We start from the raw sequence: 14,366 nt of genomic DNA on the forward strand, positions 1-14,366 counted from the left end.
TTTTTATGAAGAATATCGTTTTTCCCATTGACGGCGATATTCTTCCGCATAAAGTTCAATCCACCGCTTGATGATGGTATTAGGATTATCCCTCCCATTCATTTCAAGATAGTGATCAATTTCCTGAATCTGCGCCCGCATGTATTTTTCCTCATCATAGGTTCCCATAAGTACCTCCGAGACGATCGAGTTGATGTTTGCGGATTTTTTTGTCAGAAAAAGGAAATTCAAATTTCATACCGAAAGGCTCTTCAATTGAGAGAACCATGCTGTATTTTATGAATTTCTGGTGGTTAACCGCCCTTCCTCTCATGATACTCCCATGGATCTGGCCGTTGATTCAGCAACGTGATCCCAAGGCCGTGGGGCATTCAGCTCTGTTCCTGTTTCCAGCCCATAACCAGTCTGAAAAAATAAACTGGTCAACACGACACTGGCTTTTGAAACTCCTTCGATCACTGATCATTGGATTATTTTGCGTATTGTTGGCAGGACCTTACTGGATGGGGGATCGCGGTGTGGAAGAACTCCAGGTGTGGGACGACACACTTAGCGTTCAGGAAGGGAACTACTCCAAACCAGCGATCCCCCGAGGTCGGGTACTAACATATTCAGAGATATTCAAGCGAACTCCGGTTCAACCTCTGGAATCAGATACCTCGAATGAGGATATATTTCCCTTATCCCCGGGAATCACCCAACTGGAAACAGCGATTCAAAAATATCTGGACGACCAACAGAAACCTCCCGGGTTGATGATCAAAGTTCATTTATGGTCTGACTTTCAGACGTCACAATACCAGCATTATTTTTCGTCATCTGCCGGATTTGAATGGGTAATGCACCGCTTATCGCCTGAATTGAATGAAGAAAACCTATGGATTGAAAACATTCGAATTGAAATCAAGCACCCCGAATTGAACGAATTTCACGCCACAATAACCGGAAATTCTCAAAATCAGGCTGTCAAACTTGTCATCACACAGGCGGATAAGGTTTTGTCGGAATCACTGTTGAACTGGAAACAGCATCCTCTATCTGTGGATATTCCACTGCCTGCTTATGATCACTCACGTCCCGTAAAAATCGTGATTGTTCCAGAACGAAAGGAATGGCTGGGAGATAACAGCCATTTCTACCAGCGAAACGCTGAAAAACAAACTGTGGTTGCTCTCATAACTTCTGAAGGCATGGAAAGTATCTATCGGCATGGCCTGCATGAACTCAAAGCACTGCTCAATGCAGAACATATCACTTCCTTTATTGTTGATACCGTGGAGGATTTGAAACAATCCCGGGCAGATGGCGTGATATTATTGGGTGATCATCCATTGCGTTGGCAGGAGTTGCCTCAAGACACTGGATTCAAATTGTTTATTCCCTCAAGACTCAACGACTGGAAATTTGCCGCCCAACGCCCTGAGACAGATCAGAAGAGGAATGGGAACAAGAATACGCCTGTTGATCAATGGATCATTTCCTGGGAATCCGCATCCCTCATTGAATCTGATAGCATCCTGCCGATCAATAACTGGCTACAAAAGACTTCAGCATCAAATCTCTGGTTGTTTAGGACAGGAATTTCTCCAGAGTGGGGAAGTCTGTATAAGGACAGTCAGTTTGCGGAACAATTCAGCCAGACGCTGCAAACGATTCTCAAAGAAAACAGGCTAAGGCTCTTGGGAAATTTTGAAGGGAATTCCATACTGGCTGAAATTCAGGGTTCTCCCCTAATGTATTGGATGCCAGGCACTTATGAATTGAATCAGAACGGGAAAACTCAGCGTTTTTCCATGAATATTTCAAAAAAAGAGAGTCTTGCTGAATTCATGAGTGAGGAACAGATTGAGGATATGAGCGTATTTCTCAAACAACGGCATCTTCAGTGGAATCGTCAGCAGGGTCAATCTTCTTCCGACACCTTGCACTGGTGGTTATTGTGGATATTATCCGTTTTATTGCTGATTGAAATCCTTGTTTCTTTGAGAATACTTCTGATTGGAAGATCGAATACCTGAGGGTTCAATCGCCCCATCGTCGCATATCCCGTAGCAGAACCTGACGGACAACTTTTCTGAAAAACAATTGTAATAACGAGAGATGTCCAAAGGTCACGCCCCAATGTCCCAGGAGCATCCCGCTCCATTGGGCAAAATTGTATTGATCCTCATGCGAAATAATGCCGTTTCCATCCATTTTAAAAATGGAATGAACAGGTTGCTCGATTATTTTTTTCAGAACAGGAATGTCATATTTGAGGAGCCATGAAACTTCACATTCCTGGTCATGAACTTCAATATGACCAATTTTGATGTCTATTTCATGGGACATTTCACACACAAGGCGCCACATGCCATGAATCTCAGGACCTGTAATTTTATCAAAGACAGGACTGCTGTAGACTGCCTCAGGTGAATAAAAAGAAGAAATGGCCTCATAATCCAGTTGGATTATCGCCTTAAAGAACGACTCCAGTCGTATTTGATGAGACGCCATGAGGATTGAAAAACTAAAATGTTATCGCGATTATGCGCCTGGTGATAGTTGATACAGTGCTTCAATTTCTTCTTCAAAGCCTTTGGCGATTTCATCAGGTTCCTGAATCAGGCTGGTGTCCGAAACCACACCAAACAAAATATTTCCACCGTAGCTCAATATACTGAGACCAATTCCAATATTTCCGCTTTGTGGAACCCAGAACATGATCTTACTCAGGGGGATATCCGCCAAAAATATTTCGGATTTTGGACCGGGAACATTGGTCAATACGGCAGTTCCTCTCAAACTGAAAATAAATATCATCAATCTTTGAATCAAATGCGGAACCTTGCCTAAAAACTGGAGCATCCCAAACGATACCACGGCTTCAAGAGATGACTTGATACGATTCATCCTGCGTTTCACTTCTTCCAGACGTTCTCCGGGAGATTCAACACCAATCGGCAGCGGGAGAAAGATCACGCCAAACCGATTCCCCATCTGACTGAATTCTTCCATCGGACGTAAATTGACTGGAACCACCACCCTGACATTTTTCCCAACATAAGGATAGGCATGTTTTTTAAAATACCGTTGAATCGAGCCTGTCGCGGCGGCAATGGCAAGATCGTTGATTTTTGCATCCAGTGTATTCCCTGCCTCCTTGAATTTTGCCACAGGAATGGGATTGGACCAGGCTACTTTTTTTTCTCCCGACAGATTGCCTTTCAAGGGAGTGAAGGTATCTGGCCATAAAAACAGAACTTTGATCAACGCCAGAAAAAATCTCCATGACAAATTTAAAACCCGTGCCATTTCACCGGGATTGGTAAGAGTTTTAAAAGTCCTGTGAGCCAATCTTTTAAAAACCGGAATCACATCATTCAGATTGTTGACTAAAGGTTCACTGGCATTGAGCGAAAATTCAGGCAAAACTGTGTGGGTCGGTGCCATCCCGGGTTTTTCATCAGTCAATGAAAGCAAGACACCCACCAGTGCGATTCCATCTGCCAGGCAGTGATGGATCCTTAAAATCAACGCGGAGCCTGTTGTTCCATAATTTTGAACAAGCGTTGCTTTCCAAAGGGGTCTGGATGGATCAAGAGGTTGGTTCATCATCTGGCTGATCAGGCTCTTGAGAGCTGTTTCCTTGTCTTCGTTCTGTTCCAGTTCATGGACTTGTACATGGTTATCCAGTAAAAAATTTTCATCATCCTGCCACACAAATTTGACCTGCGTTTTGACCACTTTCTGTCGAAACCTGGGGTAAATCAGCAGACGTTGTTCCAGAAGTTTGTTGAGAACCTCTGTTGTTAGAGGTTCTTCGAACATCAATACAGAGTTGATGATCATCAAATTATTGGGTTCATCCATTCGGAGCCAAGCGACATCCGCACTCCCCATTTTTTCAAATTCACTCATGACGCATCCTCAATATTATCGACTGGTTGGCAACAGAAATTTAACCGTTACAGGATCTTTTTCGCAGGATAAAATGGAGGTTTGTGTTTGATATCCATCTTTGGAGACTGCGACCATATATTGTTGGTTTTTGCTGGCAATGAATTCTACTGGCGTCGATTCGTAATGCTTGTTGTTGATCGTGACAGCATCCTTGTGAACATTGGATCGAATTTCAAATTTACAGGTTCCGCTGGAACGTAATGAATCTGGATTGACTCCAGCAATTTTTTTCATGGTTTCGGCAACTGTTGATTGATCACGAATCTGGACATATTGTTCAAAAGCCTGCCCTTTAACCAGAACATTCAGCTCTTGGTACAAATCCTGATTATCACCGTAGTTAGCCACAATCAGGAAATTACCAACCTGAACCTGATCATCCACAGGAACAAATTCCACGACAAAGCTTTCAGGTTTGTCCTTGGTTGTAAGGGTTTTTGCCAGATCAAAGTTATTGGTTCCATCCCCATTCGTGATTATTTTCAACGGAATATTGTTTTCAGTAATGGAAAGTTTGATTTTTTTACGATCCTCTTCCTGATAGGTGCTGGTCTGATACTGAAACATTCCCTTCACCAGTTCAATATTGAGGTTGCATACATCACAGTCTTGTTCATGGATACATACTTTGTGAGTCTCTGTGATCGTTGATTTTCTGACTTCCAACTGTATTCTGTTATTGAAAACCTGACTTCGATCCACAGGAAGAAGGATGGTTAAAAAATCAGTCTGGGGGGCATCATCCATAAATTTGAATGTTTTTTTATCGATCACAGTAATTTTTTCTTTTTCCACAATGTAGGACACCGGGATTGGCTGATCATTTCCGATATTCACAATGGAATATAAATTGGTGGTGTACGGTTTCTGGAATTTCAGGATTATTTTAGTCATGAGAGGTTTAAAAATCTGTTCCTTGTTCTGAATTTTTTCCAGATACATTTCAGGAATAATCAACCGGTTCGTTTCAGGGATAAAGGCAAAATAACGATCTTTCTCAATTCGGCAGATCTCATCCATTGGCATGGAAGGCACAGGTGCTTTTTGAACAGGAACCTCTGTGAGCAGGCTTTGAGCAAACACTGAAGTGTTTATGATCATGAATAATATCAAAGTAATGAACCCTTGTTTCATAACATTTCTCCTCGGCAAATAAGAATCAATAAATCAATCAAAACATGCTCATCCACTCCCTGAATGTGCATTGATGGAACGCTGATGCAAAGACTGTACTTTTGTTGTGTCAGAATCTAATTCAATTTGCAATGCCTTGTATCATTAGTTGTTGTCACAATATTCTTTTTGTGTGACTCCGAACAGATGTATGGGATCTTTATCTTCTTAAACTACTGATTTCACAATATTCAAGATCTCTCCCCTTGGTCGAGTTGACCCCACGACTAAATCAAGCGACAGCGGCTAATTAAAAAATTCTGGATCAACTCTTGCATCTTCACTGGCATGGTTTTAGTGGAACAGGCCAGTGAGTTGTTGAGACAACTTCCAGAAAGTCAGATCAAAAATCAGGAAGAACTCCTTCATCTGATTTGGTATCTGGAAAAAAATCGACCCCTGATTTTGGCCGATGAGATACGAAAACAGTTGGGGCTACGCAATTCGAGTAATCAGGGAGAAAATGCCAATGATCTGCTCGTGGCGGATAGACAAAAAAACAATGGAATGAGTTGGTCTAAGGCGGGGAGTGTGGCTTTGGCTTCAGTGACTGCCTTAAAGAGGAACCAAGAGTATCAACACTGGTTTAAGAATCATACTCTTGAGTTTAATCTGATTGCGTAAAATACCTGCCATGTGAAATTATTTCAGGAGTCCTATGACAGCAAAAACTGACCCGTATATAAACCGATTGATGGCTTGGGTTCATGAACGGTTCCCTTTGCCCAATGCCATCATGTTTTTTACCCTGTATTTTTGCGCGGCCTTTCTGGGACGCATGATCACCGCAGAAGGTCCCATCCTTGTCGGAAAAAATGATCTGGGTGGTTGTCTGGTCACCTGGGCATTGTTTTTACTGATCCGGGTGGTGGATGAACACAAGGATTATGAGAGTGATGTCAGAAACTATCCTGAACGTGTGCTTCAACGAGGATTGATCACTCTGGAAAATTTGCAAACCCTGGGCGCTGGCGCCTTGGGCATCATTGTAGGCTGGTCCCTGTGGCTGGATCATGGTCTGGGACCTGTGGTCATGTCTCTGGGAGTTGTGTTCATCTGGTTTTTACTGATGAGTAAGGAATTTTTCTGCGGGGAATGGCTGGAAAAACATATCACACTATATGCTGTGTCTCACATGGTGTTGATGCCGATGGTATTGTTCTGGCTCATGAATCTGGGGGCTTCTCCGGCAGGGGTGGAGCCACTCAATGTTGCGGGGTTGTTATTGATGGCGCTGTCATTCATCAGTGGAATGGCGTTTGAACTGACGCGAAAAACACGTGGTCCTGAAGAAGAACGTGAAGGGGTCGATTCCTATTCCAAAGCCTATGGAACAAAGGGGTCCGCCTATATCATCATGACCTTGCAGGCCGTTGTACTGATTTGCCAGTTATGGCTCATGCGCGAAATTGTTCAGACCGCCACCTTCAACACCGGGCTTGTGATTTTATGTTTAGCCTTTGGCTTGTCCTGGTTCAGTCTGATTCAATTCATCCGGAACCCCACTGAAAAAGGACGGAAAATGAATGAAGGCATGGTAGGACTCAGTGGCTTGCTGGGCTATGGTGCCATCATAGCCGCCATGATTGTCGAACGGGGAATTCAATAGGTTTTCCTTCAATCTTACGTCTTACAATTGCAGATCGATTTCTTCTTCCTGTGGTGATTCCTCATTGGGCGTATTGACCGATTGCTGAAGCTCGCAAAAGCGGGATTGCTGTGGATCGACAGGCGGTTCTGTGCCGGGCGCGAAGTGTTCATAAAAGGTTTCATCCGCAGGGTCACACGGGGATGCCCTTCGTCCTGTTTTATGAATCTTCAGGGTCACAATGCTTGAGGGTTGAGGAAATTGTTCTGTCCGCATGTTGGCTGTGGCCTTTTTCATGAATTCTACCCAGATCGGTGCGGCCGCATAAGATCCGCTTTCACTTTTCCCCATAGGCTGAGGCGCGTCATAGCCGACATAAATCCCGGTAAGCAACTGGGGGATATAACCCAGATACCAGGCATCAATACTTTTATTGGTAGTGCCTGTTTTCCCTGCGGATGGGCGACCAATTGTTCTGGCACGCCATCCTGTTCCATGCTCCACAACCTCTCTCAGCGCGGTAGTCATTAAAAAGGCGGTTTCTTCAGAAATCACCTGGATGGATTCGGAGTGATATTCTTCCAGAACTTCACCATTTCGATCTTCCACACGTGAAATAAAAATGGGTTTGGGCCGTTTCCCGCTATTGGCGAAGGTTGCGAACACAGTATTCATTTCGAGAAGTGTCGCCGAAAGTGTGCCTAACCCGATGGTGAGGTTATTGTTCATTTCTGACACAATGCCGAGTTTTTTCGCGTATTCAATGATGTGCTCAGGACCAAGTTCTCTCACCAACCGGATGGTTGGCAGATTCAAGCTTTTGACCAGCGCTGTTTTCAGGGAAACCTCACCCAGAAGTTTGTTTCCATAATTGGTTGGCATCCAGATTTCATCCAGATTTTGCGCGGATTTAGTTTTATAGGCGATCGGACTGTCCACCAGCGATGTAGCCAGGGTATAACCGGCATCGAGGGCGGCTGAATAAACAATTGGCTTGAAGGATGAACCTGGTTGGCGTTTTGCCTGGATTGCCCGATTGAATTGACTGTTGTTATAACTATAGCCCCCCGACATGGCAATCACATTCCCGGTTTGAGGGACCATTGCCAGCAAGGCGCCATTGACCACAGGTTCCTGATGCAGTGACAGATAGAACAAACGTTGCCGTGTATCAAAATCTTCCAACGTAACCTGAATCACATCGCCAATGCTGAGCATGTCCTCAATTTTTTCTATAGGAATTCTGGTTCCATCAGGTAATTTTCGATTTCCCCATGTTCTGAGATCAGTCCATTCCAGAATTCCTGTCTGTTCACCCATGCTCACAAGGGCATGATTTTTATTGATACTGATTATGACTCCCTCCACCGTATCACCCAAAGTGAAATGGTTTTTGCGGGTGATTTTTTCAATTTCCTTTGAAGACAGACGTCCGGTTACGGGATCGATTTCAAGCGTTTTTAAGGGTCCGAGATATCCCTGGCGTTTATCCAGTTCCAGAATTCCCTTCTGAAGTGCTTCATGAGCCGCGATCTGATAATCCAGATCCATGGTCAAATACACTTTCATCCCACCATTGTAGAGTTTTTCAGAACCATATTTTTCAATAAGATAACGTCTGGCATGTTCCACGAAATAGGCGGTGGCTTCAGAAGTTGAATCATAAATTTTACTGAGTTTGATTGGTTGATTGCTGGTCATCTCCTGTTCTTCAGGTGAGATAAATCCTTCTTCTTCCATGCGTCCCAGCACACGGTTGCGTTGTCGTAGTGCCAACTCTGGATTCACATGCGGTGCGTATAATGACGGCGCGGGCAGCAATCCTACCAGCATGGCACAATCGGATAATGACAATTCTTCAGTGTGCTTACCGAAATAGTCCTGAGCCGAAGCTTCTACGCCTTCAGCGTTGCCGAGAAATACTTTATTCAGATAGAGTGTGATGATTTCCTGTTTGGTAAACTGTCGCTCAATTCTGATGGCTAATAAAATTTCCTTGAGCTTGCGGATCAGTTTTTTCTCCCGTGAAAGCAGAAACTGACGTGCTGTTTGTTGGGTTAACGTGCTGGCGCCCTGTGCAAATCCTCCGGCCTGGAGGTTCACCACAAAGGCTTTGATCATCCGGATTATATCAATTCCGGAATGCGACCAGAAGCGGCTGTCTTCGCTGGCAATCAAAGCTTGAATCAGGTGTGGGGGAAAACTTTCAAACGGCACGACAACCCTGCGATGGATAAAAAGTTCATCCACCTGATTGCCTTCACGATCATAAATTATCGTAGGCAGGGTATAGTCAGGTTGTTCAAGCGCATGCAGATTTTCAGGCAGTTCCGTGCTGAGTTTATATAAAAAGAAGCTGACGCCAGTGATAGATAAGACGCCTAATACAACAACACTGATAAGGAACCACTTGATGACTGGTTTGTTGAATATCATAGATTTTCTCCCCCTGAAGTCTCTGCTTGATGCCGATCAAAACCTTTTTTGATCAGCTCAACCATCAACTTATATGTAGCAGGCTCAATATTATTAAAATCAAATTGTTGGCAAAACATTTCAAAGGTTAAGGGCAGTGGATGTGAATACAACCCCAGTAACATTTTTTTGAGGGCTGAGGCCTCTGTGGAACTCAGGAAACCGACTTCGGATTCATTCCCACCTTGAGTTCTTAAAGCTCCCTCAAAAACTTCGGTAGAGGAAAACGATATTGGCTGGATAGAACATCTACAGTTGGCGCCATGAGGAAACTGTGACAGTTGCTTCAAACGGAAACTCTCGCCAAATCTGGTTTCATCAGCCATCAGACATTCCAGTGGTGTCTCAAGTCCAAGATAAGCCACCACCCGGGAACCCCTGATCTGGGTGATTACTTTTACAGGAGGTTTATACCGTTGAAACAAATGTTTTTTTTTGGAACGCAGAAGCCAGAATCCAAGAGCAATGGCCACAACTAATAATATTGTCTTAACAAACATGGAGTGACCACAATGTTGAAGAAAATCATTATATAAATTATTTGTTGCTGTAAATTTTCTGGTGACGGCAACCGAATCAAGCCATCGCACGGTGTCATTCCGTGCTTGACACGGAATCCATCGGCGCACTCCTGGATCCCCTTTTTCACGGGGATGACATCGTGGCGGGCCACAGGATTTCATCACCAAATTATTTACAGCAGGAATTATTTCAATGTGCATTGATAATGATGTTGAGCAAAAATTTAAAGCAAATCTTCAGATTTTTCTAATAGCTGAAGGATAAATGGTCAGTGAGAACCTTAAAACCGGAGAATATTGAGGGCGGGATGAAGAGAAAGGCCTTGAGATAATATTCAAGGCCTCAGCATGAATTACCGTAATTTGTTTGGTACTTGTTTGGGGAAGTGCCTGTTATTTGACATTTTTTGATTGGAGCATGGATTTTAATATTAAAAGTTGTCTTTCCAGATCTTTGCATAAGGGAATATTGGACGAACACACCGACAGAACATATTCCACGGTAAAAATGACATCGTTCCAACGAGGACGAAGGGGCAGGGACTGAACATTCAGGTAGCGATCCATGGTTTTTGTACGCAAGCTTCCATTGTCCATGTGAACTCGCCAGAATTTACTGGCACCAGCAAGTTCTGCTTTGCTTTTTCCAGTAGTGGTCTCCCATAGTTCCAAAGCCAGGTTCATCACATTCACCAGGTTTTGTCGAATTTCCTGCATGCTGAGATTGTTTGCGAAAATTTCCTCAAGCTCATTTTGGGCGGTAACCATATCCTGTAATTCCTCCAGCATCAATTTTCCGCTATTGGTCACCATTCCCAAAATATCGCTAAACCCGTCAATCACAGTTTCAATTCGAGTTTTCTGGATCTTGAATTGCTCGTGCAGATTGTTATCAGGAATGACAACAGGGTCGGAATCGAAAGGGATTTCTAAATCAGATTGATGGAAAATAAAGGCAAGTGTTAAATTATTTTCGATCTCAAGCGGAAAAACATCAGTCAACTGCATAAACGTTCCCCGGTCTTGGGTCTTCACGGCGATCTTGAAGGAATATGGAATATTTTGAGATTTTCTCATTGTTGATTTCAAGGTTTGAAGGATTGAATTCAAATCTTCCTGAAAAAGCAGTAACGTTATTGGCTGACCATATAACTGACTGGAGGCAGAACCAAACAACAGAACAGCACATTGATTTAAAAATATGATTTCTCTGGATTCATCCACTATAACAATGGCTTCCGTCGCATAATCCAGGATCTTCAAAACAATGCCATGAAACTGTTCCATTTTTTTATTTTCTTCAAACAGTAATCTTTGACATTGACAGTTTCTAATTGCTGATTCGATCCTTGCCTTGAGTAAGGCGGGTTTGACTGGTTTGCTGATATAATCTGAAGCATTGGCCTCAAAACACGATTCCATCAAGGTCGCATCTTCATCCCCGGTAACCATGATGACAGGTAAATGCTCAAATTCAGGTTTTGCCCGGATCTGTTTCAACAGGTTGATGCCGTTTGCGTCAGGGAAATGGATGTCCAGCAACAGTAGATCAAACACTTCCTGTGAAATCCGCGCCAGGATATATTCAGTTCTTGAAAGCATGTTTGGAAAATGTCCCATTTGGACCAGCATTTCGCCAATGTGCTCCAGAAAAGGCAGATCATCATCAACAATAAGTATGGATGCCATAATTTTGTTTCAGCTTAGTCTAGATTGATTATTAACATACGGTGAATATGAGCAACGCAATCTTTGAATTGTTCTGAACTTCCAGTTGCAGCAAACTGTCTCAACTGGTTCAGTACGGTGAGTCCTGTTGGAAAATGCTGCTGAAATTCTTCATATAAATGCTGTATTTTCAGCAGTATTTTTTCCAGATGATACATTGGAATTTCAATAAGGCTGTTCAATTCTTGCTGAATGTATTCCACTGTATCAATTGCCAGAGTTGACTTTTGTATGGGATCTAAAGTCAATGGCTTGGAATGGGGTTTTAGATATTTGCCGAGAATTTCCAAAAAATACTGAAGGTTGATTGGTTTGAGGAGACTGGACACGTTGCTATCCTGAAGAACGTTTACTCCTTTATTGGAGTGATCTGTAATGAAAACAACAGGAACGTTCTGACAACCATTTATCTGGCGCAGTTTTGAGATCAATTCCAGCTCATTACTATTCCATAACTTGAGATCAAGAAGAATCAGATCAGGAATTTTCCCATTATTTACAATAGATTGCACAGTCTCAATCGTTTGTGTTTCAGTTGTTGCGTGAAGCAGATCCAGAGACAACCAATCAAACACTGCTGTCATCATTTGCCGGGTCATCAGGTCATCTTCAAAGATTACGATAATATTTTCGGGAGAAAAACGTGGTGGATTATGACCCTTGGTTGTATCAGGTCTGTGTGCAGAACTATATTCACGTAAGGGGAGCGTTATTGAAAATGTTGTTCCCACATCTGGAATGCTATGCCACTCAAGTCTTCCCTTCAAAGAAAAACAGCATTTCTTGACCAGGGTCAATCCAAGTCCTGTTCCATCCTGGGTTCTATTAGAGTCATAGCTCCTATCAAAGGGTTCAAACATTTTTTTCTGTTGTTTCTGTGTCATACCGATACCTGTGTCGATGACATCAATTTGCAGGTCTGAGTTTTTTCGGGTTGCAACCAGTTTTACAGAATGTTGACTCGGCGTGAATTTAATCGCGTTTTCCAGAAGATTGTTCAAAATGAGTGTGAGATGGTGCCTGTCTGATAGCAAATATTCTGGTAAATCAGCGGACAGTTCACAAGAATAATCCAGTTGTTTGCTTTGTGCATGGAAATTATGCAGAGTATGGATATCCGTGAAAAATTGACGGATATTGATGGGTTCTTCAACCAACTTCAACTGTCCTGAATCGATCCGGGCAAATTCCATGGTATCATTGATTACCTCAGACAACACCTGAGCACTCATGCAGATGTTGTCCAGTTTCTGAATCATTGAGCCGGGTAATTGGGTTACGATGGCCTGATTCCTCAGAAGTTGACTGAATCCCATGATGGCATTCAACGGTTTGCGGATCTCATGATTCATTCTGATGATGAAGTTTGAGGTTTCCTGGAGTTTAGTCGTTGTTTTATTCCTTCCCACCGAAAGAAATTCTATTACCTGAGAGTGCTTGTTGAACTGTGCTATGTGCACCCATTCCAGTAAAAAAATTCCCCCATTCTGATCAATCAACTGCTGTTCATGAAAACTTACAGAATTTTCCGGAGTCATATTCTGTAGGGCTAACTGCCAGAACTCAGACTCTTCCTCAGACAGCAGATCAAATATATTTACATCATGCCAGCCATCAGAGAATATACAAAAATAGTCACAACAGGGACCGTTTACAAAGGTCAAGGTTCCGTCACGACGATAACGACAAATCAATTCCCGATGATTTGATCCGGTATCAGTAATGAACCTATGCTTTTTTCCTATGGGGCTGTTCATAATTCACAACTAGAGTTTATATTCTAACCATCATCGACAATAAAAAATATTTTTCATAATGAACTGTATGCATAAACAACCTGAAAATAAATTAAAAAAATAGGTAAAATTCGGAAAATAAAAAAATAATATTTGGGTTAAAAAATGTTTAAAATACGGCCTTAATTATTGTTTTTTACGGTAATTTTGTGCATTTCGGAAAAAAAGGAAATTTAATGATTTCCTGCGCCAACAGTAGATGTCAGTAGGGGGAATTTATTGAGGGGAGTGTTTGCAATGTTGTAGGAGTGCCACACGGTCATGTCCCGCATAGTCTGGAACGATCTTGACAAGTTTCATGGATGAATGTTGTTGAATCAACAATGTCAGTGACTCAGCCTGATCAAACCCCATTTCAACACACAACCAACCTTCATGTTTCAACAGCAAGGGGGCTTTTGTCAGGAGATAGTCATAAAAATTCATACCGGATGTTCCTCCGTCCAGGGCTTCATGCGGTTCAAATACACGGACTTCTTTTTGCAGGGATTGAATGTCATTGGAAGGAATGTAGGGGGGGTTGCTGATGATCAAATCAAATTGAGACCCGGACGCTAACATTTCAAACCGGTCGCCTCGAATGAACTGAATCCGGTTAGATCGTTCATCCCACAAGGATTGGAATTTTCTGGCATTGGCTGTCGCAACCTCAATAGCGATGGGACTGATATCGGTGCAGTAAAAGCGCAGGTTTTTTTCAAGTGAGGCCAGTGCGATGGGAATGGCCCCTGAACCAGTACCAAGTTCAGCGATTTCACATGTTTGATCGGGAGAATTATTTTTTTTCCAGACCTTGATCCGTTCATGAATCTGTTCAACCAGAATTTCAGTGTCAGGTCGGGGAATCAGCACACCTGATCGAACGTTGAGCGCAAGTCCCCAAAATTCACGTTCACCCAGCAGATAAGCAATCGGAACACCTGCCACCCGTTGTTTCACATCATTGCGGACTTGTTCCCGCTCATCAGGGGTCAATGGCAATTCAGGATTGAGATATAACTGCATTCGTTGGCATCCACAGGCTTTAGCCAGCAGGAGTTCCGCATCCAGACGGGCGGAGGCAATGGAGTTCCGTTTAAAATAATCAATGGTCCAGACCAGAACCGTTTCTACCGTCCATTGTGCTTCACCGGAGATCATACC

The 14,366-nt window shown here is 43.0% G+C and carries 12 protein-coding genes; 3 read left to right on the forward strand and 9 right to left on the reverse strand.

The genetic code is table 11. The features are described from left to right. Window positions 1-3: 3 nt before the first annotated feature. On the reverse strand, window positions 4-168 hold the full coding sequence (locus HQM11_10835; protein MBF0351518.1) for a hypothetical protein: 165 nt from the start codon (window positions 166-168) through the stop codon (window positions 4-6). Between the two features lie 98 nt (window positions 169-266). Here HQM11_10835 and HQM11_10840 point away from each other — a divergent pair, with 98 nt between their 5' ends. Then, complete coding sequence (locus tag HQM11_10840; protein ID MBF0351519.1) at window positions 267-2,018, forward strand: BatA domain-containing protein; 1,752 nt, start codon at window positions 267-269, stop codon at window positions 2,016-2,018. Between the two features lie 4 nt (window positions 2,019-2,022). Here the strand turns inward: HQM11_10840 and HQM11_10845 are convergent, their stop codons facing one another. The 3 genes from HQM11_10845 to HQM11_10855 are packed head-to-tail and all read right to left on the reverse strand — an operon-like array spanning window position 2,023 to window position 5,076. After that, on the reverse strand, window positions 2,023-2,496 hold the full coding sequence (locus HQM11_10845; GenBank protein ID MBF0351520.1) for a nuclear transport factor 2 family protein: 474 nt from the start codon (window positions 2,494-2,496) through the stop codon (window positions 2,023-2,025). A gap of 30 nt (window positions 2,497-2,526) precedes the next feature. Beyond that, entirely contained in the window at window positions 2,527-3,900 is a 1,374-nt protein-coding gene (locus tag HQM11_10850; protein ID MBF0351521.1) for a wax ester/triacylglycerol synthase family O-acyltransferase, read from the reverse strand. A 15-nt stretch (window positions 3,901-3,915) separates the two neighbouring features. Further along, complete coding sequence (locus HQM11_10855) at window positions 3,916-5,076, reverse strand: PEGA domain-containing protein (GenBank protein ID MBF0351522.1); 1,161 nt, start codon at window positions 5,074-5,076, stop codon at window positions 3,916-3,918. A 327-nt stretch (window positions 5,077-5,403) separates the two neighbouring features. Between HQM11_10855 and HQM11_10860 the strand changes: the two genes are divergently transcribed. Beyond that, entirely contained in the window at window positions 5,404-5,739 is a 336-nt protein-coding gene (locus HQM11_10860; GenBank protein ID MBF0351523.1) for a hypothetical protein, read from the forward strand. A 34-nt stretch (window positions 5,740-5,773) separates the two neighbouring features. Then, window positions 5,774-6,724, forward strand: coding sequence for a UbiA family prenyltransferase (locus tag HQM11_10865; GenBank protein MBF0351524.1), 951 nt, complete (start codon window positions 5,774-5,776; stop codon window positions 6,722-6,724). Between the two features lie 21 nt (window positions 6,725-6,745). Here the strand turns inward: HQM11_10865 and HQM11_10870 are convergent, their stop codons facing one another. From HQM11_10870 to prmC, 5 genes are all read right to left on the reverse strand, one after another. Then, on the reverse strand, window positions 6,746-9,139 hold the full coding sequence (locus HQM11_10870; protein MBF0351525.1) for a PBP1A family penicillin-binding protein: 2,394 nt from the start codon (window positions 9,137-9,139) through the stop codon (window positions 6,746-6,748). After that, on the reverse strand, window positions 9,136-9,807 hold the full coding sequence (locus HQM11_10875; protein ID MBF0351526.1) for a hypothetical protein: 672 nt from the start codon (window positions 9,805-9,807) through the stop codon (window positions 9,136-9,138). The genes HQM11_10870 and HQM11_10875 overlap by 4 nt, the downstream gene beginning before the upstream one ends. Window positions 9,808-10,092: 285 nt before the next feature. Further along, entirely contained in the window at window positions 10,093-11,388 is a 1,296-nt protein-coding gene (locus tag HQM11_10880) for a response regulator (GenBank protein MBF0351527.1), read from the reverse strand. A gap of 14 nt (window positions 11,389-11,402) precedes the next feature. Beyond that, the gene (locus HQM11_10885; protein MBF0351528.1) at window positions 11,403-13,184 is read right to left on the reverse strand and encodes a response regulator; all 1,782 of its coding nucleotides are present in this window, start codon (window positions 13,182-13,184) and stop codon (window positions 11,403-11,405) included. 255 nt (window positions 13,185-13,439) lie between these two features. Beyond that, complete coding sequence (prmC, locus tag HQM11_10890; GenBank protein MBF0351529.1) at window positions 13,440-14,363, reverse strand: peptide chain release factor N(5)-glutamine methyltransferase; 924 nt, start codon at window positions 14,361-14,363, stop codon at window positions 13,440-13,442. Window positions 14,364-14,366: the final 3 nt, after the last annotated feature.

Source organism: SAR324 cluster bacterium (assembly GCA_015232315.1).
In the GTDB taxonomy this organism is placed as follows: Bacteria; SAR324; SAR324; order SAR324; family NAC60-12; genus JADFZZ01.